The organism is Mesorhizobium sp. M0954 (assembly GCF_040319155.1).
Taxonomy (GTDB): Bacteria; Pseudomonadota; Alphaproteobacteria; order Rhizobiales; family Rhizobiaceae; genus Mesorhizobium.
The window spans coordinates 104716-130556 of the sequence record NZ_JAMYNR010000013.1 but is presented as its reverse complement, the minus strand read 5'-3'; the positions used below and the strand labels follow the sequence as shown (position 1 = coordinate 130556).

General features: G+C 62.3%; 31 protein-coding genes. 20 read left to right on the top strand and 11 right to left on the bottom strand.

From position 1 onward, the window contains the following. The first annotated feature begins 125 nt into the window (after positions 1-125). Together NKH93_RS19355 and NKH93_RS19350 are read left to right on the top strand one after the other, a co-directional pair. Positions 126-524, top strand: coding sequence for a hypothetical protein (locus NKH93_RS19355; protein WP_352971439.1), 399 nt, complete (start codon positions 126-128; stop codon positions 522-524). 186 nt (positions 525-710) lie between these two features. Further along, on the top strand, positions 711-1304 hold the full coding sequence (locus NKH93_RS19350) for a TetR/AcrR family transcriptional regulator (protein ID WP_352817502.1): 594 nt from the start codon (positions 711-713) through the stop codon (positions 1302-1304). A gap of 59 nt (positions 1305-1363) precedes the next feature. Here the strand turns inward: NKH93_RS19350 and NKH93_RS19345 are convergent, their stop codons facing one another. After that, positions 1364-1957: a hypothetical protein gene (locus NKH93_RS19345; RefSeq protein ID WP_352472655.1), complete on the bottom strand. Its 594-nt coding sequence runs from the start codon at positions 1955-1957 to the stop codon at positions 1364-1366. Between the two features lie 119 nt (positions 1958-2076). Between NKH93_RS19345 and NKH93_RS19340 the strand changes: the two genes are divergently transcribed. After that, positions 2077-3207, top strand: a complete 1131-nt coding sequence (locus tag NKH93_RS19340; protein WP_352971436.1) for a metallophosphoesterase — start codon at positions 2077-2079, stop codon at positions 3205-3207. A 64-nt stretch (positions 3208-3271) separates the two neighbouring features. Here NKH93_RS19340 and NKH93_RS19335 read toward each other — a convergent pair whose 3' ends face one another. Then, positions 3272-3451, bottom strand: coding sequence for a CsbD family protein (locus NKH93_RS19335; protein ID WP_254820647.1), 180 nt, complete (start codon positions 3449-3451; stop codon positions 3272-3274). Positions 3452-3597: 146 nt separating this feature from the next. On the opposite strand from NKH93_RS19335, the gene NKH93_RS19330 reads away from it, so the two are divergent. Both NKH93_RS19330 and NKH93_RS19325 read left to right on the top strand, forming a co-directional pair. Then, on the top strand, positions 3598-4266 hold the full coding sequence (locus NKH93_RS19330) for a glutathione S-transferase family protein (protein WP_352503392.1): 669 nt from the start codon (positions 3598-3600) through the stop codon (positions 4264-4266). A gap of 83 nt (positions 4267-4349) precedes the next feature. Then, the gene (locus NKH93_RS19325) at positions 4350-5105 is read left to right on the top strand and encodes an SDR family NAD(P)-dependent oxidoreductase (protein ID WP_352971433.1); all 756 of its coding nucleotides are present in this window, start codon (positions 4350-4352) and stop codon (positions 5103-5105) included. A gap of 18 nt (positions 5106-5123) precedes the next feature. Here the strand turns inward: NKH93_RS19325 and NKH93_RS19320 are convergent, their stop codons facing one another. After that, positions 5124-5975 (bottom strand): LysR family transcriptional regulator, encoded by an 852-nt coding sequence (locus tag NKH93_RS19320; protein ID WP_352684929.1) that lies wholly within the window; start codon positions 5973-5975, stop codon positions 5124-5126. A 97-nt stretch (positions 5976-6072) separates the two neighbouring features. Here NKH93_RS19320 and NKH93_RS19315 point away from each other — a divergent pair, with 97 nt between their 5' ends. From NKH93_RS19315 to NKH93_RS19285, 7 genes are all read left to right on the top strand, one after another. Beyond that, positions 6073-6534 (top strand): RidA family protein, encoded by a 462-nt coding sequence (locus NKH93_RS19315; RefSeq protein WP_352616790.1) that lies wholly within the window; start codon positions 6073-6075, stop codon positions 6532-6534. A gap of 66 nt (positions 6535-6600) precedes the next feature. Next, the gene (locus NKH93_RS19310; RefSeq protein WP_352971431.1) at positions 6601-7392 is read left to right on the top strand and encodes an SDR family oxidoreductase; all 792 of its coding nucleotides are present in this window, start codon (positions 6601-6603) and stop codon (positions 7390-7392) included. Positions 7393-7832: 440 nt separating this feature from the next. Beyond that, positions 7833-8042 carry a cold-shock protein gene (locus NKH93_RS19305; protein ID WP_010915421.1) on the top strand — a complete coding sequence of 70 codons (210 nt, stop codon included), beginning with the start codon at positions 7833-7835 and terminating at the stop codon, positions 8040-8042. A gap of 490 nt (positions 8043-8532) precedes the next feature. Then, on the top strand, positions 8533-8760 hold the full coding sequence (locus NKH93_RS19300) for a hypothetical protein (protein WP_023677608.1): 228 nt from the start codon (positions 8533-8535) through the stop codon (positions 8758-8760). Beyond that, positions 8760-9167, top strand: a complete 408-nt coding sequence (locus tag NKH93_RS19295) for a hypothetical protein (RefSeq protein WP_352472663.1) — start codon at positions 8760-8762, stop codon at positions 9165-9167. Before NKH93_RS19300 ends, NKH93_RS19295 begins: the two co-directional genes overlap by 1 nt. Before the next feature lies 1 nt (position 9168). Continuing rightward, a complete protein-coding gene (locus NKH93_RS19290) occupies positions 9169-9333 on the top strand; it encodes a hypothetical protein (protein WP_023722752.1) in 165 nt (54 codons plus the stop codon). A gap of 50 nt (positions 9334-9383) precedes the next feature. Beyond that, positions 9384-9725 carry a YkgJ family cysteine cluster protein gene (locus tag NKH93_RS19285; RefSeq protein WP_352685019.1) on the top strand — a complete coding sequence of 114 codons (342 nt, stop codon included), beginning with the start codon at positions 9384-9386 and terminating at the stop codon, positions 9723-9725. Between the two features lie 34 nt (positions 9726-9759). On the opposite strand, the gene NKH93_RS19280 is transcribed toward NKH93_RS19285, so the two are convergent. Next, the gene (locus NKH93_RS19280) at positions 9760-10680 is read right to left on the bottom strand and encodes an AraC family transcriptional regulator (protein ID WP_352971429.1); all 921 of its coding nucleotides are present in this window, start codon (positions 10678-10680) and stop codon (positions 9760-9762) included. Positions 10681-10850: 170 nt separating this feature from the next. Between NKH93_RS19280 and NKH93_RS19275 the strand changes: the two genes are divergently transcribed. Together NKH93_RS19275 and NKH93_RS19270 are read left to right on the top strand one after the other, a co-directional pair. After that, positions 10851-11270, top strand: coding sequence for a nuclear transport factor 2 family protein (locus NKH93_RS19275; RefSeq protein WP_352971427.1), 420 nt, complete (start codon positions 10851-10853; stop codon positions 11268-11270). An 86-nt stretch (positions 11271-11356) separates the two neighbouring features. After that, entirely contained in the window at positions 11357-11968 is a 612-nt protein-coding gene (locus tag NKH93_RS19270; RefSeq protein ID WP_352578272.1) for a LysE family translocator, read from the top strand. A gap of 26 nt (positions 11969-11994) precedes the next feature. Here NKH93_RS19270 and NKH93_RS19265 read toward each other — a convergent pair whose 3' ends face one another. The 3 genes from NKH93_RS19265 to NKH93_RS19255 are packed head-to-tail and all read right to left on the bottom strand — an operon-like array spanning position 11995 to position 13914. Beyond that, complete coding sequence (locus NKH93_RS19265) at positions 11995-12381, bottom strand: nuclear transport factor 2 family protein (RefSeq protein ID WP_352971422.1); 387 nt, start codon at positions 12379-12381, stop codon at positions 11995-11997. Between the two features lie 16 nt (positions 12382-12397). Continuing rightward, on the bottom strand, positions 12398-12844 hold the full coding sequence (locus tag NKH93_RS19260; RefSeq protein ID WP_352971503.1) for an OsmC family protein: 447 nt from the start codon (positions 12842-12844) through the stop codon (positions 12398-12400). Between the two features lie 59 nt (positions 12845-12903). Beyond that, positions 12904-13914, bottom strand: coding sequence for a zinc-dependent alcohol dehydrogenase family protein (locus NKH93_RS19255; protein ID WP_352472668.1), 1011 nt, complete (start codon positions 13912-13914; stop codon positions 12904-12906). Between the two features lie 95 nt (positions 13915-14009). Between NKH93_RS19255 and NKH93_RS19250 the strand changes: the two genes are divergently transcribed. Continuing rightward, on the top strand, positions 14010-14609 hold the full coding sequence (locus NKH93_RS19250) for a TetR/AcrR family transcriptional regulator (RefSeq protein WP_352472669.1): 600 nt from the start codon (positions 14010-14012) through the stop codon (positions 14607-14609). A gap of 93 nt (positions 14610-14702) precedes the next feature. Here the strand turns inward: NKH93_RS19250 and groL are convergent, their stop codons facing one another. Together groL and groES are read right to left on the bottom strand one after the other, a co-directional pair. Continuing rightward, positions 14703-16358 (bottom strand): chaperonin GroEL, encoded by a 1656-nt coding sequence (gene groL, locus NKH93_RS19245; RefSeq protein ID WP_352541606.1) that lies wholly within the window; start codon positions 16356-16358, stop codon positions 14703-14705. Positions 16359-16420: 62 nt separating this feature from the next. After that, positions 16421-16717 carry a co-chaperone GroES gene (groES, locus tag NKH93_RS19240; protein WP_006203049.1) on the bottom strand — a complete coding sequence of 99 codons (297 nt, stop codon included), beginning with the start codon at positions 16715-16717 and terminating at the stop codon, positions 16421-16423. 217 nt (positions 16718-16934) lie between these two features. On the opposite strand from groES, the gene NKH93_RS19235 reads away from it, so the two are divergent. Next, positions 16935-17870, top strand: a complete 936-nt coding sequence (locus tag NKH93_RS19235; protein ID WP_352971419.1) for a bifunctional helix-turn-helix transcriptional regulator/GNAT family N-acetyltransferase — start codon at positions 16935-16937, stop codon at positions 17868-17870. Positions 17871-17910: 40 nt separating this feature from the next. Here the strand turns inward: NKH93_RS19235 and NKH93_RS19230 are convergent, their stop codons facing one another. After that, a complete protein-coding gene (locus NKH93_RS19230) occupies positions 17911-18573 on the bottom strand; it encodes an FAD-binding oxidoreductase (RefSeq protein ID WP_352971417.1) in 663 nt (220 codons plus the stop codon). Between the two features lie 135 nt (positions 18574-18708). On the opposite strand from NKH93_RS19230, the gene NKH93_RS19225 reads away from it, so the two are divergent. The 4 genes from NKH93_RS19225 to NKH93_RS19210 all read left to right on the top strand — a co-directional run bounded on the left by NKH93_RS19225 (position 18709) and on the right by NKH93_RS19210 (position 25059). Beyond that, complete coding sequence (locus tag NKH93_RS19225; protein WP_352474535.1) at positions 18709-19188, top strand: MarR family winged helix-turn-helix transcriptional regulator; 480 nt, start codon at positions 18709-18711, stop codon at positions 19186-19188. Further along, complete coding sequence (locus tag NKH93_RS19220) at positions 19185-20363, top strand: HlyD family secretion protein (RefSeq protein ID WP_352474507.1); 1179 nt, start codon at positions 19185-19187, stop codon at positions 20361-20363. Before NKH93_RS19225 ends, NKH93_RS19220 begins: the two co-directional genes overlap by 4 nt. A 299-nt stretch (positions 20364-20662) precedes the next feature. Beyond that, positions 20663-22198: a DHA2 family efflux MFS transporter permease subunit gene (locus tag NKH93_RS19215; protein ID WP_352474508.1), complete on the top strand. Its 1536-nt coding sequence runs from the start codon at positions 20663-20665 to the stop codon at positions 22196-22198. A gap of 173 nt (positions 22199-22371) precedes the next feature. Continuing rightward, positions 22372-25059: an EAL domain-containing protein gene (locus tag NKH93_RS19210; protein WP_352971414.1), complete on the top strand. Its 2688-nt coding sequence runs from the start codon at positions 22372-22374 to the stop codon at positions 25057-25059. Positions 25060-25102: 43 nt separating this feature from the next. On the opposite strand, the gene NKH93_RS19205 is transcribed toward NKH93_RS19210, so the two are convergent. Further along, positions 25103-25621, bottom strand: a complete 519-nt coding sequence (locus tag NKH93_RS19205; RefSeq protein ID WP_352971411.1) for a CAP domain-containing protein — start codon at positions 25619-25621, stop codon at positions 25103-25105. Positions 25622-25841 lie beyond the last annotated feature (220 nt).

Sequence of the window (25841 nt, the reverse complement as noted above, 5' to 3'; positions counted from 1 at the left end):
CATCCTGTTTTACAAAACAGACCGGTTGTCCTGTTTTGTCAATCTGCTATCGTGTGAAGATGTCAGCAGAGATATCCGCTCGCCCAAGGTCGCGGCCTCAAAAACGCACCAACCACCCCGAAGGCATGCGCAAGAAAGTGCTCGATGTGAAGCAGCCAGAAGCGCCAAGGGACCCCGAAAGAGAATACGTTGAGGCTGCCATATTGCACCGTCAACTACTTGAAATGGGGGATGTCAAAGGATCGAATGCGGCTCACGACCGCTTAATCCGCGCAATAAGAGAGATCAGGAACCGACCTGATCGTGGCCGATCTTTTCTGTTGGGAACCCTGAGGCATACAGACGAAAATGTCAGGTTCTGGAGTGCCGGGCACCTTTTGCCACTCGAAGAAAAAATGGCTCTTGCCGATTTGAAGAGCCTCGCAAGAGACGCGAAATCGTCGGTGGTTAGTTTAAGTGCCGATGTGACCGCAACGGAGTGGCGAAGAGGCACGCTGGATATTGATTGGTTCATGAAAGAGTAGAAGTAGCGCCTCGTCCGAATCGATCACTGGGCGTTGGCGGCGTCACCCCAAGCAAACCCTACCGGCTGTTTTACAAAACAGACCGGTTGTCCTGTTTTGTCAATCTGCTATCGTGTGAAGATGTCAGCAGAGATATCCGCTCGCCCAAGTTCGCGTGCTCAAAAACGCACCAACGACCCCGAAGGCATGCGCAAAAAGGTGCTCGATGTCGCCGAGGAGGCGTTTCAGGCACGCGGCTATCATGCGTCCAGCATGGGCGACCTGATGGCGACGGCGGGCGTCACCGGCGGCGCGCTGCACCACCATTTCCCAACCAAGAAGGCGCTGGCGCTCGCAGTGATCGAGGAGCGGGTCGCCGCCGCCGTAGAAGAGACATGGATCGCGCCGGTGCGGATGGCTCCCTCAGCGCGCGAGGGCGTGCGCTCCGTGTTCGCGGCCATCGCGGCGGAGCTGGAGCGGCAGGGATTCGTGCGCGGCTGCCCGCTCAACAACCTGGCGCATGAACTGTCGCTTGCCGATCCGGATTTCCGCATTGCCCTTGCCAGCATTTTTTCTACCTGGCGTCAGGCGATCGCCGACAAGGTCAGGGCCGACCAGCAGGCGGGCCGGGAGCAGGGCATCGATCCGCAGCGCTTCGCGTCGCTGGCTGTCGCCACCTATTCCGGCGCCATGTCGATGGCCAAGACCGCGCAGGACGCAAGCGTGCTGCGCGATTGCCTGATGGCATTGGAACAGGGAGTCACGAGGCGACGTCGCAGGATACTGCACAGGGCGCTTTAACGCTGGCAGGACAGAGGCCGCAGTCGCTCATATCGCGACCGAGGCGGGAGGCCGAGCTCTTAATTCGGCAGCGGCTTGATCAGCTCGTAGCCGACCACGCTTTCGGCGCTAGTGCCCTCGTCATAGCGCCTGGCCACAACTGCCTGCAGGTCGGGTGCGTAAAGCGCGGTGAACTCGTCCCGCGTCTCGCCGGCCTCGCTCCTGATCGTCTGCTTGACCGCGAGTACGGAGTATTTGCAATCACCCAGGCTGAACGTCTCCTTGCCCTTGACGTTGATCTCCAGCGTCTCGGTGCCCTTCGGCGGCTTGTTCGGTGCAAGACGGGCAAACACGATCTTGCTCTTGGCACCCGCCTTCAGCGGGAACACCTTCCTGAGATCGGAAAACGGGATCATCGCCAGCTGCCCCGTGCTGCTGTCGCGAAACACCTCGATCAGCCCGCCGAACAGGTACTGCGACTGCGGCGATTGCGACTGGTATTTGTTGGCAACCGCCACCATTCCGCCCGCCGCCGGGCGAAATTCGCTGTGGATGCCGGGCCTTTCGAGAATGAAGCCGGCCTTGGCCGATTTGGCGTCGATGCACCCGGCGCCATGCGCTGCGCTCGTCACCGCCAGAATCGCCATTGTCATGCCGATGGATGTAGCTTTCATGGCGTCCTCCTTTGCCCGCGCAAGTTGAATGCCGAAAGCAATGCCAGACCTGGGAGAACGTGTCGACATACTTTACGAGCAACTGGACTGCCGGTCCCCGTCGTGCTGAATTTTAGCGCATGATGCATCGCATTCCCGCCCGGCCGGTTTCCCGGCGCAGGTTCCTGATGCAGGCAGCGGGCCTTGCCGCGGCCGGCGCCGTTTCGCACCCGGCCTTCGGCCAGACCGGCCAGCGCATCCCGCCGATCGACGCCACCTTCTTGTTTATCGCCGATGTCCATGCCTGCCGCACGGCGAACGGATTGAGCCCGCACTGCGAGCAGGAGGGCAAGACAGACGCTGCCTTGCTGCGCAACGTCGCCGCACTCAACGGCGTCGGCGACAGGCAATGGCCGGCTGAAATCGATGGTGTTGCCACCGCCCTGCGCTCGACGGGCAAAATCGGCACGCCGCTCGGCCTCGTCGTTGGCGGCGACATCACCGATGATGGCGGCGGCCAGATCACCCAGCCCAGCGAGGGCACGCAACTGCTTCAGTTCAGCCAGCGCTACCAGCAAGGCGTCGGCCCCGACCGCGTGCACATGCCGGTCTATGTCGGCCTCGGCAACCACGACCTCGACCAGAACGGCCCGCGCTCGCATGTCGACTGGTACCGCCGCGAAATGCGCGACTACGTCGAGGTCAACCACCGCCCCGGCGTGTTCTTCAAGCCGCCTGCGCCGGCGACCGACTATGATGTCGGGACCGATTGCTATTCATGGGATTGGGGCGGCCTGCATCTTGTCCAGACGCACCGTTTCGCCGGCGATACCGGCCATGGTGCCGTCAGCAGCCTGCCATGGCTGAAGCAGGACCTGGCAACCTATGCCGGCGACGGCCGCCCGGTCATCCTGTTCCAGCATTATGGTTGGGATACTTTTTCGATCGAAAGATGGGACGCAGCCGAGAAGACCTTCGACGAAGGCGGCAAGGGTCCGCCGCACTGGTGGAGCGAAGCTGACAGGCAGGCGCTGCTGGCTGTGCTGAAGGGTTACAACGTCGTCGGCATCTTCCATGGTCACCAGCACGCGACGCCGATGATCTACCACCGTGACGGGCTCGATTTGTTCAAGCCGAAGGCCGCCTTCATGGGCGGCTTTGCCTTGGCGCGGGTGACCGGAAACAGCATGGATGTGGTGCTGGGCGAAGCCGCAGGAGATCATGGCGAGGTCACCTTCACCAATGCATACAGCAAAAGCCTGACTTTCTGACGGGCAGGAGAGGACGCAAAAAAGGCGGCCGAGCCGCCTTTTCCTGGTTTGCGAAGGGCCACCCTCAAAGCGCCTTCTTCACCTTGTCCTTCACGTCGCCGTAAGCCTTCTGCATCTTGCCGGTCGCCTTGTCGACGTCGCCTTCGGCCTCGGTGCGCCTGTTGCCGGTGGCCTTGCCGGCGGTCTGCTTGACCGAGCCCTTGGCTTGCTTGGCAACGCCGGCAACCTGATCCTTGTTCACCATCTCGCATCTCCTGGACCGTTCGCCTGGAGAACGGTCGCGGATCGCTTAGGTTCCGGGTTCTGCCCGTCGATTGGGATAGCTTCCGGCCGCGAAGCCGACAGAATAGGGTGCACCAGAACGCCCGAATAGACAGGGCCGGAGGGACAATGGCTGAATTCACGCTCTTCATCGGCAACAAGTGTTTTTCATCGTGGTCACTGCGGCCGTGGCTGGCGATGAAGTATCTGGAGATCCCGTTCGAGGAAGGTCTTGTGCGCCTGCGCACGCCCGAGACCGCGGCCAATCTGGCCAGGATATCGCCGACCGGCCAGGTGCCGGTGCTGAACCATCGGCTGCCGAATGGCGAGGTCCGGATCGTCTGGGAAACCCTTGCCATCCTTGAATATCTCGCCGAGCTGTTTCCCGGGAAAAAGCTCTGGCCGGCCGATATCGGCGCCCGTGCGCTGGCCCGCTCGGCGGCGACAGAGATGCATTCCGGCTTTCGCGAGGTCCGCTATGGCTGGCCGATGAATTTGCGCCGGCCGAAAGGCCACAAGCCGCTCGACGCCGAAGGTGAGGCGCAACGGGCGCGCATCGAAGGGCTATGGCGCGAATGCCGCGAAAAATACGGCAAAGGCGGGCCGTTTCTGTTTGGCCATTTCACCGCGGCCGACGCCATGTATGCGCCGGTCGTCACCCGCTTCGACACCTATGGCGGCACGCTGGCAACCGATACCCGCGCCTATGTCGACGCCGTGCTTTCGATGCCGGCGATGCGCCACTGGTATGCCGAGGCGGCGAAAGAGCCTTGGCCGGAGCCCGGCCCAGACGAATAGAGCCGAGCAACCGGCAAGCTGGTCTTCCACTTCGCGGCCCGCGGCCTATCTGAAGATCGGGCAGGGGCCTTGGAGACTTCACAATGACTTCTGTTTCTTCCGCACTGGCCGGCAAGGTCGCACTCGTCACCGGCGCCTCCTCGGGCATCGGCGAGGCAACGGCTGTGGCGCTCGCAGCCGCCGGGGCCAAGGTGGCGATTGCCGCACGCCGCGCCGATCGTCTCGAAGCGCTGGCCGCACGTATCGAAAAGGCCGGCGGCACGGCGCTCCGCATCGAGGCCGACGTCACCAGCAACGACGATGTCACCGCCATGGTCGACAAGGTTGTCACCGAATGGGGCCGCCTCGACATCCTCGTTAACAATGCAGGTGTCATGCTTCTGTCGCCGGCCGCCGATGCCGAACTCGACGACTGGCGCCGCATGATCGAGCTCAACCTGCTGGCGCTGATGGGCGTCACCAAGGCGGCGCTGCCGCATCTCAGGGCCGCCAAGGGTCACATCGTCAATGTCTCGTCGATCGCCGGCCGCGTCGCCAATCCCGGCGCCAGCGGCTATGCCGCAACCAAGTTCGGCGTCGTTGGCTTTTCCGAATCGCTGCGCCGCGAAGTCTATGCCGATAAGGTTCGCGTCACCGTCATCGAGCCTGGCCTTGTGCGCACCGAACTCGGCGACCATGTCACCAACCCGGCGGCGAAGGCCGGGCTCGACCAGCGGCTCGCCGCCATGGAGGCGCTGACCGCCGAGGACATCGCCGCGGCCATTCTCTACGCCGTGAGCCAGCCGGCACATGTCAACGTCAACGAGATCGTCATCCGCCCGACCGACCAGGAACGGTGAACGGCGTCAGATATTTCGCTACGCTTCGAATCCCGCTCGCAGGAAATCGCCACACTCCTCGACCAGCCGCGACGGGTCCCTCGCGAGGTAGACGCCGAAATCCGCCATCGGCGCCGGCGGCAGGTTGAAGCGTCCGTTGAGGCTTTGGCAGTCGGGCGGCAGTCCTTCTTGCAGCAGAAGGCCGATGCCAAGCCCGGCCCTCAGCGCCGAGATCAGCGTCGCGAAAGTCGACACGCGGCAGCCGATCTTCCAGCCGATTCCGGCCTCCGCGAGCGAGGCCAGCATTCTGTCCTGCCAGGAGCAGGCGCCTTCGAAGATGATCAGCGGAAGCTCGACCTCGTCATCGATCTCGATCATGCGGCTTGCCGCCCAGACCAGCTGTCGTGACACATGGCCTCGCGGCGCCATTGTGAAGCGCGCCGGATCGGCCATGACGATGTCGCATCTTCCTTCGCCCAGCGACTTGCTGAGATCGCTGCTGCTGGCCGACGTCAGCTCGATCTCCACGGAAGGATGCCGGCGGCGGAATTCGGCGATGATCAACGGCAGCCGCGTTATCGCCAAATCCTCGACGATGCCCAGCCGGACACGGCCGACCAGCCTGCGGCCTTCTATCTCGCGCCTGGCATCGTCACCGATCGCGATGGCCTTGCGGGCGAAGGCGAGCAGGATCTCGCCGGCCTCGGTCAGCGTCACGCCGCGCGGCGAGCGGCGCAGCAGCTCGGCGCCGACTTCACCTTCGAGGCGCTGAAGCTGCATGCTCACCGCCGCCTGGGTGCGGGCAAGCCGATCGGCCGCTCGGCTCACCGTTCCCGTATCGGCCACGGTGACGAAGGCGCGCAGCAGCCGGACGTCGATATCTCCGGTCATAAGAATTCCTGATAGCTGTGTCAGCACTATCAGGCTATCCGAAAGCCCGATCTGAATTCAAGGTCCGCTCGCACCAACGAAAACAGGAGCAGCCACCTTGTCCTACAGACGAAGATTTGAGGAGTTCGGTGTCGCCTGGCCGTCGCTCGATCGGCCCGCTTTGCCGTTCTCGCCGACGGTTCGGGTCGCAGACATCGTCTATGTCTCCGGTCAGATCCCCGAGATCGGGCAGGAGATCGCTGCGATCGGCCAGGTCGGCGCAGAGATCGATCTGGCCGCGGCGCGGAACGCCGCCCGGCTCTGCGCGGCCAACATCGTCTATTGGCTGGACAAGGAATTGGACGGCAATCTCGACCGCGTCGTGAGATTCGCCAAGCTGACCGTCTATGTGAACGCGGCGGCCGGCTTTGCGGCCTATTCGGAGGTCGGCAACGGAGCATCCGAATTTCTGCTCCATGTTTTCGGCGAGCGTGGCGAGCATGCCCGCTGCTCGCTCGGCATGGCCGGCTTGCCGGCCAATGTTCCGGTCGAAGCCGACGCCATTGTGCATGTCCGCTGATGCACGCCCAAAGCATGCACTCAGGGCTTATCCGGGAGTGCGCAGTGAAACCAGAGGAGGCTTGGCTTGATTAGCGCAAATCTTGAGGGGCGGAAGGCGCTGGTTCTCGGCGGAGGCAAGGGCCTGGGTTTCGGCGTCGCCGAAGCGCTCGCGGCGAAAGGCGCCGAGATCATCCTGGTCGGACGAGGGGAGGAGACCCTGGATGCGGCGCGGCGCGCGATCGAGTCCGCCGGCCCCGTCTGCTCGACCTTCAGCGCCGATCTTTCCGATAACGACAGCGTCTCCCGGCTGATCCGTGCCATCGAGGACGAGCATCAGCGGATCGACATCGTCCTGCTCAATGGCGGCGGCCCGCCGCCCTTCGCGGCCAGCGTCTTCGATGCGAGCGCCTGGGAGAAGCAGTTCACCAGCATGGTGCTGAGCCAGATGCGTATCGCCATTTCTTTCCTGCGAGGCATGCGGGCGCGGCGCTGGGGGCGCATCATCGCCGTTTCCTCCACGTCCGTCCGCGAGCCGATCCCCGGCCTCACCGCTTCGAATGCGTTGCGCGCGTCGCTTGCCGGCTGGGCCAAGACCCTGGCCGGCGAAGTGGCGGCGGACGGCGTCACCGTCAACCTGTTGCTGCCTGGCCGTTTTGCGACGGACCGGACGAAACAGTTCGACGCGATGGACGCCGCCGACAGGGGTGTCGACGCTGCTGTGATCGCCGCCGAGAGTCAGGCCGAAATCCCGGCAAAGCGCTACGGGACCCCCGCCGAATTCGGCGCGGTTGCCGCGTTCCTGGCCAGCGACGACGCCGCCTATATCACCGGCGTGGCTTTGCCGGTGGATGGCGGGCTCAGCCGGGCCATGCTGTGAGGGGCAGGGTGCAGCGGCGCGAATGGTCGCATCACAGGAACGCCCCTCGTGCCTTTTATCTGCGCGGGGGGCGTCCTGTTTGTCGTCCGCCTTTTCTCAAGATCGCTCTTTCGAGAACGGCTTTCGACACCGAAAAAAATGCCCCGGCGCCAAAATGGTTCCCGGCTGATTGGTTTTTTCGGCGGGCAATAGCCCGGCTTTCGCCGTCCGATGTGCTGGCGCGGGCCGCCGCCGCGCGTCTCCGCGAGTGTGGCAAATCAAAAAAATTGACACAACGCGCAAAGAAGTCTATAAGAATTTTGTCGATATTTGTTTGACCGACTTTTGTTATCCGCGTGCTTAGGCGCGCCTTTGGCGAACTTCCCCCATCAAAATCGAGACAAACGTTGTTGTGCATCCGCATGACGACGAACGAATATTTGCCATGGAAAGGGTTCGTTATGAGCACAGGCACAGTTAAATGGTTCAACGCCACCAAGGGTTTTGGTTTTATTCAGCCTGACGACGGTTCTGCCGACGTTTTCGTCCACATCTCAGCCGTCGAGCGCGCCGGAATGCGCGACATCGTCGAGGGCCAGAAGCTTGGCTACGAGATGGTCCGCGACAACAAGTCGGGCAAGATGTCCGCCGACCAGTTGAAGGCGGCCTAAAACGGAATTAAGCCTCACCGGTGACCACGGATGTACTGGCACCGGTGAATGGCAAATTCCAGCGCATGGTGGCGGGGAGGTTAAGTCCCCGCTCATGCGCATGAGAAGAACGTTCCCTTGCGCGTCTCTCGGGATGCGCAGGCGTTCTCATGGGAGGTCAGGCGGTGCCTGGCCTTTTTCATTTTTGCGCTTCGACCGCCGAAAGAGCGCTGCTCGACGGCCCGGACGTGCTAAGAGGCTGTTTCGAAATTCTCTCCGGCGAGTCATATGGTGGTGGTTTCGAGAACCGGAGCGCAGCGGACATTTGGGTCCGTGAGCACCGGAAGCGCAGAAAACCCCATCAGATGGCCGTCAGAGTAGAATTTCCAAACGGTCTCTAAGGACGTTCCAGCAATTTGAAACCGGCTGCCGTATTGCTTTGTGCGGGATCCTGGCCGAAAGACCAGTCTCGCCACTTTTCGGCGGCGTGCTCCGAACCGGGAGAAAGACCTTGACCGCAACTTCAAAAAAACCCCGCGACCAGGCCGAATCCATTTTCAGCAAGACGCGGACCCAGTCGATGTCGCTCGACCGCATCAATTCCGAACGGGATGCCGTCAGCCAGGCCCGCGAAGCCAAGACCGCGCGGCTGCGCGAATTGCGCCTGGAGAAGGAAGCCGACGACATGGCGGCGGCGGTTGCGCTCGCAGCCTCGCCAAAACGCGCAGGCAAACGCTGATGGCCACCAAACGCGTGCCTCAAAAGGCGATCGCCGCCGATTCGACCATCGCCGATGTCGTGGGTGAACTAGACAAGCCGGTCGAATATGTCCGGCGCGTGCTCGAAAAGCTTGAGCGCTGCCGGCGTGTCCACGGCGATGCTCAGGTGCGGCTCGGCGTGCGCGGCCGCGCCGAATGCCCCAATTATCTGATCGAATATGTCCGGGAAAACGCCAAGACGCACGAGCGCGTGACCTATCCGGATGCTGCCTACAGCGGCAGCACGCATCGCGAACTGGCGCCCCGGCACATCGAGGAAGCCAGGAACTGGTCGCCCGAAGAAATGAACATCACGGCCGTTTCGGCGCTCATCGGCCGCCTTCGCAATCCGAATGCGCCATCATCGCGTTTCTCTGACGAGGATTGATATGGCAATCAAGTTTTCCGCCAAGGGCCAGCCGGCAGCGCCTGCTGCCGCCGTGAAGCCGGCCAAGCCGGCGGCCGCGCCAAAAACCGGCGAAGCCGCCGAGGCGGGCACCGATCTGTTCAGGTCGCCGGCGGAAGCACCGCCGCGCAAGCCCAAGAAGAAATAGCGTCCTTGCAGCAAAATGCCGGCCGGAAATCTGCGCCAAGGCTGCTTGCCCTGGCGGTCGCAGAGGAGTTTTCGTCGCCACGAGAGGGCGCCGGTCCGGTTGCCTTCGATTGCCAGACCTGTGGCGCCTGCTGCGCCTACTCGTCCAGATGGCCGCGCTTCTCCACCGAGGATGACGCGCAGCTCGACCTTATCCCGCAAAAATACGTGGCTGCCGACGAAGCCGGTATGCGCTGCGACGGCGCGCGCTGTTCGGCACTGTGCGGCGAGGTCGGCAAGTCAACGGCCTGCGGCATCTACGACATCCGCCCCGACGTCTGCCGCGCCTGCATGCCGGGCGATGACGACTGCCTGATCGCGCGTCGGGCTCACGGTCTGCCGACGCTTGAATGACGGCCCTCGGGCTGGCGTCCCAGTTTGAATTTCGTCAATCAGATGCGCGAAAGTCGCTGCGGTAGAGGCCGGGCGATCGTCCGGTCAATCGTTTGAATGCCTGCGAGAACGACGGCACCGATTCATATCCGACGGCGCGCCCGATCTCGCCGATGTTCTGGTTCGTTTCCCGCAGCGCCCTGGCGGCAAGGTTCATCCGCCACCGGGTCACATAGGATAGCGGCGGCTGTCCTACCAGTTGAGCGAAGCGACGCGCGAAGGTGGCCCGGGACTGTGCTGCGCCGCTGGCAAGGGAAGCGATGGTCCAGGGATTGCCCGGCCGCTCGTGGATCAGGCGCAAAGCCTGCGCAATGCCTTTGTCGCGCAAGGCGCCAAACCATCCCCCTGTTCCGAGTGGCTGATGTTCGATCCAGGCACGCAACAAGAAGATCAACGTGCTGTCGAGAAGGCGTGGGGCGACAATGTCGTGGCCGCCGAGATCGCCTTTCGCTTCGACCTGCAGAAGTTCCAGGGCAAGCCGCAGCGGCTCGCTGGTGCCAATCTGATTTCGGGTCAAATGGATCAGCGGAGGAAGCAGCGAAACCATCGGGTATGGCCCGACGCCGTCGAGTGAATATCTCGCACAAAGAAGAGTTGTCGCGCCGCTTTCGCTTTTCGGTTCCGCTCCGCTCCGATTCGCGGAAAGGACGGCGGATATCGATGCCGTCGGTGCATCCGCCGGATTGCAAAGGGCATGCCCGATATCGCTCGCGACAAGGATGACATCTCCCTCGCCTAAGCGGATCAGCTCCCTTTCACCGGCTAACCGCAGCCAGCATTCGCCGTTCTGTATGACGTGGATGGCGGCATTCCTTGTCGGATCCACCGAAATACCCCATGGCCGATGCAGGGTCGCGCTGCCGATCATGGCGCTGCCAAATCTCAGCGAAGCAAGAACTTCGGACAAGGCGTCCATGAGAACCATCCTCCAACGATGAATAGGACGACGCTATTAGACGATTGGATAAGAATCTAGGCGAATAGCGTATCGACCATCTCACAATCGCAACAGATCATGTTGGCAATGTCGGCCTGCGGACGCTCCTGTCCACACCGGGCAGAAGCAGGCACGGGAAGGAGCAAAACATGCGTGACGAACCATCAAATCCAGTTCCAGCCAAGATCCATAATTCGCTCGAGACCAACAAGGCGATCGTCCTGGACTTCATCGACAAAGCAGTAAACCAAGGCAACATCGAAGCTGCTTCGACGCATTTTGGCGAACGCTACATCCAACACAATCCGAACATTGCGGATGGTGCGGACGGCTTCAAAGCCTATCTGCAGCAGCTCAAACAGTCATTTCCCCTCGTAAGGGGAGAGGTGAAGCGGATTTTTGCCGAAGGGGATTTCGTCATCGTGCACATGCACGCAAAACGCGAACCGGAGGAGGAGGGCCTGGCCATTGTCGACATTTTCAGGCTGAAGGACAGCAAGCTGGTCGAACACTGGGAAGTTCGGCAGCCTATTGCCGATAGCAAGCTGCACGCCAACAGCATGATCTGAATGCGCATAGGCTCTCAGGTTGGCTTGTGCCCGCACGTTTCGCTGATTACGCTGCCGGCGGCAGGGCCAGCACCGGGAGACCATCCGTGAGCATCGAATTTCTGTTGACGTCGCTGATTGTCGTGGCTTCGCCCGGCACCGGCGTTCTCTATACGCTGAGCGCCGGGCTTTCGCGTGGTGCGCGCGCCAGCATCATTGCCGCTTTCGGCTGCACGCTCGGCATTATTCCGCACATGGCGGCCGCCATCACCGGCCTCGCGGCGCTGCTGCATACCAGTGCCGTCGCCTTCGAGACGCTGAAATATCTCGGCGTCGCCTACCTGCTCTACATGGCCTGGAACACGCTGAAGGAGAAGGGTGGCCTGAGCGTCGAAGAAAATGTTGCGCCGCGCTCGGCCGGCAAGGTGATCACTTCGGGCATCCTCATCAACATCCTCAATCCGAAGCTGTCGATCTTCTTCTTTGCCTTCCTCCCGCAATTCGTCAGCACCACCGAGCCGCATGCGCTGTCGCAGATGCTGGAGCTCAGCAGCGTCTTCATGCTGCTCACCTTCGTGGTCTTTGTCGGCTACGGCGTTTTCGCGGCGTCAATCCGCAGCCATGTCGTGTCGCGGCCAAAGGTGCTGACCTGGATGCGCCGTACCTTCGCCGGAGCCTTTGTCATGCTCGGCGCCAAACTGGCGCTGGCGGACCGGTAGACAGGAAGGTCGCGGGCAGCGCAAATCTATCCCTTCACATAGCCCATGGCCTCGACAATCTGCCCGTCCGCCACGCGCATCAGGTTGACGCCGCGCAGCGAATTGCCGTCGGCCATCCAGTAGCGCCAGCGGATCGTCGCCCGATCACCGGCGACGAAAGTTTCTTCAATGTCGAAGCGCGTGCCGGGTCCGGTTGCGATCGCCGACCACAGTTCGACGCAGGCGCCCTTGCCGATGCGGCGGGCGCCGTCCGGGGCCGGCGTGGTGTTCTCGATCACGCAATCTTCCGCCACCAGATCGTCGAGCGCCGACGGGTCGTGGCGCTGGAAGACGTCGTTGTAGCGCCGCATGATCTCGGCCGTTTCGGCGGAGCGTTTGGCCGCGGCGATGTCGATGACGAGTTCCGGTGTCATTGGATATTCCTTCCCTTCAGTGATCGGTAGCGGTTTCGACGAGGCGGGCCTTGAGCGTGATTACGGCGACGCCGGCCAGCGCCCGCGATACCAGGCAGCTCTCCTTGGCGATCTGCGCCAGCCGCTCGAACTCCGCCGCCGCCAGCCCGGCGACGCTTGCCTCAGTCTCCAGCTCGATGCGGGTCAGCGCCGGTCCGGCCGCGGTGGCGCCGAGATGTGCTTTCGCGATCGTGTGGATGCGCGCGGGAGTGTAACCTTCGCGGCCGAGGACGGCGCTCAGCGCCATCGAGAAGCAGCCGGCATGCGCCGCCGCAATCAATTCCTCGGGGTTGGTGCCGGGACCGTTCTCGAAACGCGACGGGAACGAGTAGGCGCCTTCGAAGACGCCGCTGCCGAGCTTCAGCCGGCCCGAACCTTCCTTCAACGATCCCTGCCATTGGGCCTCTGCTTCACGAATGGTCATAATGGTCATTGTGCCTCTCCTTTGATTTGAGGGGTCGATCAGATTTTGGGGCGGACCAGTCAGGCGCTGTCGACGACCACTTTCCCGAAGACGTCGCCTTGCTGGAAATAGCGATAGGCGTCGTTGGCCTTGTCGAAGGCGAACACCTTGTCGATGACAGGCTTAAGCCGATGCACCGAGATGGCGCGCAGCATGGCTTCGAGGTTGGTGCGATTGCCGACGAACAGGCGGCTGATGGTGGCGAGGCTGCGCTGGTAGACCGGGCCGGGGATCTGCACCGTCCCGCCTTTCGCATCCTGTATGGTGAGAAGCACGATGCGCCCGTAAAGCGCGCAGGCGATCATCGACTGCGCGAAGGTCGGCGGGCCGCCGGTCTCGACGACGAGGTCGATGCCGCCGGTCTGCTCTCGTACCGCAGCACCCCATTCCGGCATGTCGGCGGTCGAGACGACGAGGTCGGCGCCCAGCGCCTGCAGCCGGTCCAGCTTCTCGTTGCGCGAGCTGACTGCCACGACACGGCAGCCGAGCAGCTTGGCGAATTGCAGCGCAAATAGCGCGACGCCACCTGAACCGATGACAAGAACCCATTGGCCGGGCTTCGGCATTTCGGCCGCCGTCACGGCATTCCAGGCGGTCAGGCCGGCGCAGGTTAGTGTCGCCGCTTGATGCCAGTCGAGATGATCGGGAAGCCGCACCGCCCATTGCTCGTCGAGCACGGCGTATTCGGCCAGCATCCCGTCCAGCGTGCAGCCAAGCTGGTCGATCAGACCGGCATTGATGCGGCCATCGATCCAGCGCGCAAAATAACTGCCGGTGACGCGGTCGCCGACGGCAAAGCGGGTGACGGCCTCGCCGACGGCAACGACTTCGCCGGCGCCGTCGCTCAGCGGGATAACGCCTTGGCGCGGCGCCAGCGGGTAGGTGCCGTTGAGGATCATCGTATCGCGGCGGTTGAGCGCGGTGGCGCGGACACGCACGACGATCTCGTGCGGCTTCGGCGTCGGCTGCGCCTCGTCGCGCATCACCAGGCACTTGGTCCCGCAGGTTCCTTCAAGACGATAGCTGCGCATTTGCCTCTCGATATGTAGACTGATCTACATATTATGTAGACCGATTGTCATATTCGAGGCAAGGTCTATAATGCTCACTCCTGACAGAGGTTGACATGGCGAACGACACCCGTACCCGCATACTCGAGACCACGGGGCGCCTGCTTCGGCAGCGCGGCTATCACGGCACTTCGCTCAACGACATATTGAGCGCCTCAGGCGCGCCGAGAGGCTCGCTCTATTTTCATTTTCCGGGCGGCAAGGACCAGTTGGTCATCGAGGTGACGCGCGACAGCGTCGAGGACGTCTCGAAAAGGCTGGGCGAGGCCCTTGCAGCCGAAAAGGACCCGGCGGTGGCCGTCCACCACATCTACCAGTCGGTCGCGCGCATGCTGGAAGACAATCGGTTCACGCTCGGTTGCCCGATCGCGCCCGTGGTGTTGGACTCGCCGATCGACATGCCGGAACTGGCCGAGTTGTGCCGCTCCGCCTTCGAGCAATGGATAGGCTTGCTCAGGGCGGCCTTCGTCGGGGCAGGGGTGCCCGAGCGCCGCGCGCATGCGCTGGCACTGCTGGTCGAATCATCGCTGGAAGGGCTGATGGTGATCGCACGCGCCACCCACGACCGCGCCCCGGTGCTGGCGGTAGCCGATGAGGTCGCGGCGCTGATTGAGGGCGCTTTGCCGGCCAAGAGTGCCACTGCCGCGGTGCATTGATATCGCCGCTTGAGCCGGGGCAGCCCGCTATGAAGCAAACAAAAAGGGCGGCATCGCTGCCGCCCTTTCCGAAAGCTTGCGAGATTGGCTGGATTAGAAATCCATGCCACCCATGCCGCCCATGCCGCCGCCGCCCATGCCGCCAGGCATGCCGCCGCCAGCCGACTCCTTCTTCGGAGCCTCCGCGATCATGGCTTCGGTGGTGACCAGCAGGCCGGCGACCGAGGCCGCGTCCTGCAGAGCCGTGCGCACAACCTTGACCGGATCGACGATACCCATGGCGATCATGTCGCCATATTCGCCGGTCTGGGCGTTGTAGCCGAAGGTTGCCCCCTTGTTCTCAAGGATCTTGCCGGCAACGATCGATGCTTCCGCACCGGCGTTGGCCGCGATCTGGCGGGCCGGAGCCTGCAGCGCGCGGCGCACGATGTTGATGCCGGCGGCCTGGTCGGAGTTGGCGCCGGTTGCCTTGATGCTCAGCGAAGCGCGCAGCAGTGCGACGCCGCCGCCGGGAACGATGCCTTCTTCGACGGCCGCGCGGGTCGCGTTGAGGGCGTCATCGACGCGGTCCTTCTTTTCCTTGACTTCCACTTCGGTCGCACCGCCGACGCGGATGACGGCAACGCCGCCCGCCAGCTTGGCGAGACGTTCCTGCAGCTTCTCCTTGTCGTAGTCCGAGGTGGTCTCCTCGATCTGCTGCTTGATCTGGGCGACGCGGCCCTGGATTTCGGCCTTCTTGCCGGCGCCGTCGACGATGGTGGTGTTCTCCTTGGAGATCGACACCTTCTTGGCGCGGCCGAGCATGTTCAGGCCGACATTCTCGAGCTTGATGCCGAGGTCTTCGGAAATGACCTGGCCACCGGTGAGGATGGCGATGTCTTCCAGCATGGCCTTGCGGCGATCACCAAAGCCCGGCGCCTTGACGGCGGCGATTTTCAGGCCACCGCGCAGCTTGTTGACGACCAGCGTGGCCAGGGCCTCGCCTTCGACATCTTCCGAGATGATGACCAGCGGCTTCGAGGTCTGCACGACGGCCTCGAGGATCGGCAGCATGGCCTGCAGATTGGAGAGCTTCTTCTCGTGGAGAAGAATGTAGGCGTCTTCCAGATCCGCAACCATCTTCTCGGCGTTGGTGACGAAGTAGGGCGAGAGATAGCCGCGGTCGAACTGCATGCCTTCAACGACTTCAAGCTCGGTCTCGGCGGTCTTTGCTTCCTCGACGGTGATGACGCCCTCATTGCCGACCTTCTGCATCGCTTCCGCGATCATCGAGCCGACCGACACGTCGCCATTGCCGGCGATGGTGCCGACCTGGGCAACCTCTTCCGAGGTCTTGATCTTCTTGGCGTTCTTAATCAGCGTCGCGACGACGTCGGCGACGGCGAGGTCGATGCCGCGCTTGAGGTCCATCGGGTTCATGCCGGCGGCAACCGACTTGTGGCCTTCCTGGACGATCGACTGTGCCAGAACGGTCGCGGTGGTGGTGCCGTCGCCGGCGATGTCGTTGGTCTTCGAAGCAACTTCGCGGACCATCTGCGCGCCCATGTTTTCGAACTTGTCCTCAAGCTCGATTTCCTTGGCGACGGTGACGCCGTCCTTGGTGATGCGCGGTGCGCCGAACGACTTGTCGATGACGACGTTGCGGCCCTTGGGGCCGAGCGTGACCTTCACCGCGTCGGCGAGGATGTTGACGCCGCGCAGCATGCGCTCACGAGCGTCGCGGGAGAATTTTACGTCTTTGGCAGCCATTTTTAGCTCCTGGCAGGGGCTTGGATTGAGCCCGAAGATTTAAATGAGGGTGAGGCCGATATTCAGCCGATGATGCCCATGATGTCGGATTCCTTCATGATCAGAAGGTCTTCGCCATTGAGCTTGACTTCGGTGCCCGACCACTTGCCGAACAGGATGCGGTCGCCGGCCTTGACGTCCAGCGGGACGAGCTTGCCGGCTTCGTCGCGGGCGCCGGAACCGACGGCGATGATCTCGCCTTCCTGCGGCTTTTCCTTAGCCGTATCGGGGATGATGATCCCGCCCGCGGTCTTGGATTCGGATTCGACCCGACGAACGACCACGCGGTCATGAAGCGGGCGGAACTTCGACTTTGCCATTTTTTATTCCTCGATGAGAATGGTGAGAACAGTTCCTCCGTCCGGCGGCGCCGGACATGTGGTTAGCACTCATCTTGGGGGAGTGCTAACGTGGCGCTGAAATAGGCTGGCAACTCGCGCGAGTCAAGGCGCCCGCTGGGCATAATCAGGACAATTGCTTCAAACGGATACTTGACCAAGTCAACTAAATCGCTGATCTTGCCGGGAGGAGGATGCCATGACCATTCATCATCACCCAGGCAAGGAGCGGATCGACGCGGTGCGGGCCTTCAACCGCTTCTACACCCGCCAGATCGGGCTGCTCGACGAAGGGCTGCTGAAAAGCACCTTCTCGCTGACCGAGGCGCGGGTGCTCTATGAGCTGGCGCATCGCGATGGCCTGACCGCCACCGACCTTGCGCGCGATCTCGGCCTCGATGCCGGTTATCTCAGCCGGCTGCTGAAGAAGTTCGAGGAGCGTGACCTGGTCGAGCGCGCCACGATCGAGGCGGATGCACGGCGCTCGTCGATCGCGCTGACCAAGGCCGGGCGGCAGGCCTTCGCGCCGCTGAACCAGGGTTCGCACGACCAGGTCGCGGCTTTGCTCGAACGGCTTTCGGTTGCCGAACAGGACAGGCTGGTCAAGGCCATGCAGACGGTGCAGCGTTTGCTGGGCGGAAGCGCCGAGCCCAAAATTCCCTATATGCTGCGGCCTCTGCAAGTCGGCGACATCGGCTGGATCATTCATCGCCAGGGCCTGCTCTACGCGCAGGAATATGGCTGGGACGAAACCTATGAAGCGCTGGTCGCCGAAATCCTCGGTGCCTTCGTCAAATTCTTCGATCCGAAATGGGAACGCAGCTGGATCGCCGAGCGGGAAGGGGAGGTCGTCGGCTCGGTCTTCGTCGTGCGCCAGTCGGACGCGGTGGCGAAGTTGCGCCTGCTCTATGTCGAGCCGTCGGCGCGCGGCCTCGGCATCGGCAAGCGGCTGGTCGAGGAATGTATCGGCTTCTGCCGCGCCACGGGTTACAGGACACTGACGCTGTGGACCAACGACGTGCTCGCCGCCGCCCGCCACATCTATGAGGCTGCGGGCTTTAAATTGACCAACGAGGAGCGCCACCATTCCTTCGGCAAGGATCTGGTCGGCCAGAACTGGAATTTGGAGCTGTAGCAGCGCCGCAGAATTTCGAGCATCGGCCTGGGGCGGTCGCTCAGGTCGCAGGCTTAATGTTTTGGTTCAAGCGAAAGAAATTGGTGGGATCATACTTGTTCTTTAGTGCGGCCAACCTCGGATAATTCTCGCCGTAAGCCGCCAGAACCCGATCAGTGCCTTCTTCGCCGAGATTATTCGCATAGACGCCGCCGGTCGAGAACGGTCTCATTGCATCCCACAGGTCGCGCGCCCATCGGATGTGCGTTTCGTCGTCAGACGGGTAGTCCCAGATCGATATCGGGAAGCAATCGTAAAGCGCATCCCGATTGGCGTAGGGCGTTCCGTCCATCGGTACTCGCGAGATGGCGCCGCCAACCTGCTGCAGGACCAGAAGCGATTCGCTGGGTGCAGTCATGTAAGCCGCAAGCATGGTATCGATCGCCTGATCTGTGATTTCGCGCATGAAGCGCGCCTTCCAGTAGTAGCGCCGCCCGCGCCGAAAGAGGCTGTCCCCGGCCGATTGGACTTGAAGATAGGGGACAGGAGCAATCCGGCGCTCAACTGGCGTGCCATACTCTCTCAGAGGTTGAATGATTTGCTGACCTTCGTCGAGGGGGCCGATGTAGCACGCCGATATGCTGAAGAAGCGTTCGCCCGAGGGCGCCGTCACAAGTGCTGCATCCAGGCTCAGCTCATCCGGGGCGCCGCTCGAGAACCGCATCGCTTCGCGTCACAAGCGCCCGGCGTAATAAATTGCTAACCACGATCGCCCTGCACCGACTGCCATGCACACTCGCCGGCTTCTGGCACAATCCGGCTCCTTGAATTATAAGCACGCTTATTATATATGTCGCTCATGGTTTCCGACGGCATCGACAGATTGGGCTTTTTGATCCACGACGTACAGCGCCTGATGCGCAAGCGCTTCGAAGCGCGCGCCAGTGGTTTCGGCCTTTCTTCGGCGCAATGGCGGCTTCTGGTCCGCGTCGCCAAGGAGGCGGGTGTCGCGCAGGCGCGGCTTGCCGAGCTTCTCGAAATCGAGCCGATCAGCGTCTCGCGTCTTGTCGATCGCATGGAGGAGGGCGGCTGGATCGAGCGCCGTCCCGACGCAACCGACAGGCGAGTGCGCATGATTTTCCCGACCGCCAAGGCAAACGCGGCTTACACCCACGTCAAGAGCCTTGCCGGCGAGGTCTATGAGGAATCGCTCGTTGGCGTTTCGCCGGAAGATCGCCGCGTCCTGGTCAGGGCGCTGGAGACAATGGTGCAGAATCTTGCAGATGGTGAGGCGCCGCCCTCGGAAAAAGTGAAGAATACGGAAGGCACAGCAGCATGAACGCGGTAGCCAAACTAGATGAGAATGCGGCCAAGCTGGAGATGGAAGCTCCCGCGAAGCCGGCGGCAGCTCCGGTAACGGTCGCTCCGCAGATAGCTCCGGCGCCGGTGGCGCCGAAGCAGAAGCGCCGTGCCGGCCGCTTCCTTTTGATGTTTGTGCTGCCCGCTGCGTTGATCGCCGGCGGCAGCTATGTCTGGGTGACCGGCGGCCGCTATCAGGAGACCGAGAACGCCAATCTGCAGCAGGCCAAGGTGTCGATAGCCGCCGATACGGCGGGCCGCATCGTTCAGGTCGACATTTTCGACAACCAGTCTGTCAAGCAGGGCGACGTGTTGTTCGCTATCGATCCCGAGCCCTACCGGATCGCATTGGCCCAGGCCGACGCGGCGGTGGCCGGCGCACGGCTCAATGTCGAGCAGTTGCGTGCGGCCTACAGCCAGGCGCTGGCGCAGGAGAAGTCCGACGAAAGCCAGGTCCAGTACGCGCAGTCGCAATATGACCGCGCCGCCGACCTTGCCCAGAAGGGCATCAACGCCAAGTCGTCTCTGGACGAAGCCAAGAACGACCTCGACAAGGCGAAGCAGCAGCTGGCCGTGGCCCAGCAAGGGATCGTCAGCGCCAAGGCGGCACTTGGCGGCAATCCCGACATCGAGACCGACAAGCATCCAACGGTAATGGCGGCGCTCGCCGCACGCGACAAGGCGGCCTACGATCTGGTCCAGACCACGGTCAAGGCACCTGCCGACGGCATCATCAGCCAGGCCGCTTCGTTCAAGGTCGGCCAGTATGTCGGTTCGGGCACGCCGCTGTTTTCGCTGGTCGAGACCGGCGACACCTGGGTCGACGCCAATTTCAAGGAAACCCAGCTCACCAACATGAAACCCGGCCAGAAGGCCGAGATCATGGTCGATACTTATCCGGGCAAGACGTTCGAAGCCACCGTCAAGGCGATCGGCGCCGGCACCGGCGCCGAGTTCTCGCTGCTGCCCGCGCAGAACGCTACCGGCAACTGGGTCAAGGTCACGCAGCGCATTCCGGTCCGCCTGGAATTGACTGATGCCGACGCCAAGGCGGCGCTGCGCACCGGCATGAGCGCGACCGTCACGGTGGACACCGGCGTTTCCCGTGGGCTGCCGAGCATTTTCCGCCGCGCCACGGCAGGCGAGGCCAGGTAAAGAGGCCTGGTAGCGGCCGCATAGCAAACAGATGATGCAGGATTGGTCCGAGGGAGGCGCAGGAAAAGTTGAATGCGTAGACGGGCTGCGCTGTAGCCTGCCTGAGCAGACAACGTCGCGCAGGATCTTCGGTCCTCAGGTTTCCGGGCGGCAGGCGCCCGCTTTGTCGAGACGCTCAGTCGATGTAACCCCCACATCGATGCTCGCATCCCACCGCGATGAGGGTCTCTCTACAGCGGGGCCTCGCCGTCCGGAAACCTAATGTACACGTTTTTGTTACCTGCTGGAAGTTTTACGTCATGAGCAGCCCAGAACCCTTTCGCGAAGTACCGCACCGCGGCTTGATCACAGTTGCGCTCATGCTTGCGACGATCATGCAGGCGCTCGACACGACGATCGCCAACGTTGCGCTGCCGACCATGACCGGCGATCTCGGCGCCTCCCCCGACAACATCAACTGGGTGTTGACCTCCTACATCGTTGCCGCGGCGATCATGACGCCGGTGACCGGTTGGCTGGCCGACCGCTTCGGTCGCAAGGAGCTGTTCCTGACGGCCGTGGTCGGTTTCACCGTCTTTTCAATGCTGTGCGGCATCGCCTGGAGCCTTGAGACCATCGTTTTGTTCCGGCTCATGCAAGGCGTGTTCGGTGCGGCCATCGTGCCGCTGTCGCAGACCTTCCTGCTCGACATCAACCCCAGGGAACGCCACGGCCAGGCCATGGCCATCTGGGGCGCCGGCATCATGCTGGGACCGATCCTTGGCCCGACGCTGGGTGGCTGGCTGACCGAAAATTTCAACTGGCGCTGGGTGTTCTTCATCAACCTGCCGGTCGGCATCATCGCCTTCCTCGGCATGGCGGCATATCTTCCCAGCGTCGCCCGGCGAGTGCGCAGCTTCGATTTCTTCGGCTTCACCATGCTCTCGCTCGGTGTCGGCGCGCTGCAGCTGATGCTCGATCGCGGCGGCGAGGTCGACTGGTTTTCCTCGATCGAGATATGGATCGAGCTTGGTCTTTCCATCACCGGTTTCTGGGTATTCACCATCCACACGTTGACGGCGGAGCACCCCTTTATCGACCCGAAGATCTTTCTCGATCGCAATTTCGTCACCGGGCTCGCGTTCATCTTTGTCATGGGCGTGCTCATCCTGGCGAGCATGTCGCTGCTGCCGCCAATGCTGTCGACCATCTTCGGTTATCCGACCCTCACCATAGGCATCGTCTTGGGCCCGCGCGGTGTCGGCACGATGATCGCGATGCTGTTCGTCGGGCGGATCATGCACAGGATCGATGCCAGGATCCTCGTCGTCATCGGCTTCCTGCTGACCGCGCAATCGCTCTACACGATGTCGAGCTTTTCGCCGCAGATGGACAACTGGCTTATCCTCAGTTCCGGCGTCATCCAGGGCCTTGGAATGGGAATGGTGTTCGTGCCGCTGTCCACCGTGGCTTTCGCCACGCTCGACGCACGTTTCCGCACCGATGCAACGGCGCTGTTCAGCCTGGTGCGCAATCTTGGCTCGTCGATCGGCGTATCGGTGGTGACGGTTCTGCTGGTACGCAACACGCAGATCAACCATGCCGAGCTTTCGGCCTACATCAATCCGTTCAATCCCAACCTCTGGGCGGCATCGCCGGCAGCGGCGGGCGGCGATCCGACGGCGCTGTCGCTGATGGATCGCATGGTCAATGTCCAGGCGATGATGATCTCCTACGTCAATGACTTCAAGCTGCTGATGATGATGACGCTGCTTGCTGTCCCGTTTGTTTTCCTGCTGCGCAAGCCAAAGGCTGCGCCGCCCGCCGGTGGGGCGCCTGCCGCGCATATGGACTAAGCCTCAGGGCTTACGGCAACCGCGACCGGCCACGGTTTCCGTTGCCGTGCCGGTCGCGTCGGCGTTGAGCCAGGTTCACCTGCCATTAGTATATCCGGACCAATATGCAGTCGCTTTTGGGTTGAAGGCGAGCCTCCTTTGCTTGCCTCAAGCATCAGCGGGAGGAATTGTGTTTGGCCACGAAGTCATCCAGGCAAACCGCCGACGCGCCCGAATCCGCAAATTTGACGACGCTGGCACAACTGGCGACTGCCTCATATGAGGCCCTCGAGTGCGAGCTTCGCGCCACGATTGCGGCACTTCAGGACCAGGCACTGCGGTTCCAGACCGCGATAGAGAACATCTCGCAAGGCATCTGTTTCTTTGATGCCGGTGAACGGCTGATCCTGTGCAATCGACGCTACGCGGAAATCTATCGCCTTGCCCCGGAGCAATTGCAGCCGGGTGCGGCGCTGCGCGAAATCGTCGAGCGGCGCGTCGCTGTCGGAACCTCGGCAATGAATGCGGACGCTTATCTGGCGTTGGCCCGGGCAGTCAATTCGGGCACGGCTTCGGGGAACTGGACAGCCGAGCTCGCCGATGGCCGGACAATTCAGGTCTGCCATCAGCCGATGCCTGACGGCGGCTGGGTGGCCACGCATGAGGACATCAGCGAGCTCAGCGCCAACCGCTTGGTCGTCGACGAGCGTATCTCCTTGCAGACGCTCATCGACCTGGTGCCTGACTACATGTGGGTGAAGGACACCGAAAGCCGCTTCGTCGTCGCCAACCGAGCCATTGCGTCCGACAGCGGTCGAGACAGCACGAGCGACATGATCGGTCTGAGCGACTTCGACCTTCACGCGCCGGATCTTGCGCAGAAATTTCGCCTCGTCGAGCAGCAACTGATGCGCGACGGACAACCGATGATCGACGAGGAGGAGTTCGTCGTCGATGCGTCAGGCACCGGCAAATGGTTCCTGTCTACGAAACTGCCGTTGCGCAACGTTCAGAACAACATTTTCGGCCTCGTCGGCATTGCCCGTGACATCACTGCGCGCAAGCAGGCCGAAATCCTTCGCGACGGGCAGGCGCATATCCTCGAGATGATCGCAAAGAGCGCTCCCCTCGAAGACGTGCTCGAGCGGCTCATGCGTCTGGTCGAGTCCCAACTGGCGGGGATATTCGGTTCGGTCTTGCTGCTCGACAAGGATGGCAGCCACTTGCGCCACGCCGCCGCGCCGAGCCTGGCGAGAGACTACACCGACGCCGTCGACGGCGCCGCGGTAGGCCCAAGGGCAGGGTCTTGCGGTACCGCAGTCTATCGGCGCGAGCCGGTGATTGTCGCTGATATCATGCAGGATCCGCTTTGGCAGGACTATCGCGAACTCGCGCGGCCACACGGTTTGCGTTCATGCTGGTCGACGCCGATCCTGTCGCATCAGGGCGCCGTGCTCGGCGTCTTTGCGATGTATTCTATGACGGTGCGCGAGCCGACCGAGGCCGAGACCCGCCTCATCGATTTCACCACGCGCATCGCCGGGATCGCCATCGAACGCAAACAGGCCGAAGACCGGATCCACTTCATGGCCAATCATGACGTGCTGACCGGGCTTCCCAATCGCGCCTTGTTGGAGGACCGGCTTTCACAGGCGGTCTTGTACGCCCAGCGATACGATCGCTGGGTGACAGTGGTGTTCATTGATCTAGACAATTTCAAATTCGTCAACGACACGCTCGGCCACAATGCCGGCGACGAGCTCCTGAAGACCGTCGCAAGTCGCATGGTCGACTGCGTCCGGGCGACCGATACCGTCGTGCGGCTTGGCGGCGACGAATTCGTCGTCGTGCTTTTCGACCAGCCGGCGAACGTCGATCTCGTTTCCGAGACCTTGCAAAAGCTCAGGGCTGCACTCGCCGAGCCGGTTCGGCTCGGAGCGCATCTTGTGCGGGCGACGGCCAGCATCGGCATTGCCAACTATCCCAAGGATGGGACGGATCCCGATACGCTGCTGGCAAATGCCGACGCGGCCATGTATCGCGCCAAGGAGTTCGGCCGCGATAATTTCCAGTTTTACGCTCCCGAGTTCAACACCAGGGCGCATGAAAAATTCCTGCTTCAGGAAGAGTTGCGAAACGCCTTGGCGCGTTCGGAATTCACGCTGCTCTACCAACCGCAGGTGGACCTTCGGTCAGGTCGGGTTTTTGCGGTCGAGGCGCTGATACGCTGGAACCACCCAACGCTTGGCATGGTAATGCCGACGATGTTCATCCCGACCGCCGAGGAGACAGGTCTGATCGTACCGATCGGCGACTGGGTTCTGCATGAGGCGTGCCGGCAGAACAAAGCCTGGCAAGACGCAGGACTGCCGCCCTTGACCGTTTGCGTGAATGTGTCGGCGCGGCAATTCAGGGAGCGCAACCTGATCGATCGCATCGTCAGCGCGCTGAAGGACAGCGGCCTGGAGGCCAGGTATCTCGAGCTGGAGGTGACCGAGAGCCTTATCATGCAGGATATCGAGCTGGCGGTCGCCACCATGAACGCCCTGCAAAGCCTGGGTGTCCAGATCTCGATCGATGATTTCGGCACCGGCTATTCCAGCCTCAGCGCACTCAAGACCTTTCCCGTGGCGCGGCTAAAGATCGACAAGTCCTTCATCAAGGATCTCGCCGCCGACGAGAACGATCAGGCTGTGGCCAGCGCGGTGATTTCATTGGGGCAAAATCTCAAGCTGAGGGTCATCGCCGAGGGCGTTGAGACAGATGATCAGGTTGCTTTCCTGCGCAGGAACAATTGCGACGAAATGCAGGGCTATCATTTCAGCAGGCCGGTTTGTGCGCAGGACATCGAGGAATTGCTCGGCGGCGGCCGCAAAGACTGACGGATCCGTCGCCAGCAGGCTTCCGCCGTCCAAATGGTGGAAGTTATCTGCCGAGCACAAGGCACCAGTAGCGAAGCGTGCTGTCGCGGCCGTCGCGCACATAGGCGAGGCCGAAGCGGGTGAAGCGCGGGTCGAGCATGTTGCGGCGGTGGCCTGGCGAATGCACCCAGATATCGAACAGCTTCTGCTGGTCGAAGCGGCCTTCGGCAATATTTTCGGCGGCAGCGCCGGCAATGCCATTGTCTTTGACGCGCGAGGCAAAGTCCTTGCCCAAGCCGGTGGTGTGATTCATTCGGCCGCCGCGTGCCATATATCCGGCCTGCTGGAGCGCCGCCTGCTCGAGCCGGGCATCGGGGGCGAGCGGCCCCAGACCCGCCGAAGCGCGGATGCCGGCCAGCGTGCCGGCGGCGGAAGCAGAGACACCGGCGCTTTCACCGGTAGGCAGCACGGCGGTTGCGCAGGCGGTGAGCCCGGCAAGGGCGCCAAGGCCGGCAGCTCTGAGCAGCACGCGCCTGCTTAGGCTTGGTTGTGCCTGATAATTTTCGATTTTCGTAACGGTCATGCCCGCCTGACATAACCGCGATCATGGCTTTTGCCGGGCAGGGCGGTGAAAATGCGTGATGAATGGTTTTGACGCGATGGCACTGTGTCAGATTGATTTCACCGCTCAATCGAAACAGGCCTGCTCGGATGGCAGCATTCGCCCAGACGGCTGTTCGGGCTCGACACTCCCAGGAGCTCGATACCCAGTCAGGCCTTCACGGACAGAGAGTTTCTTTTGC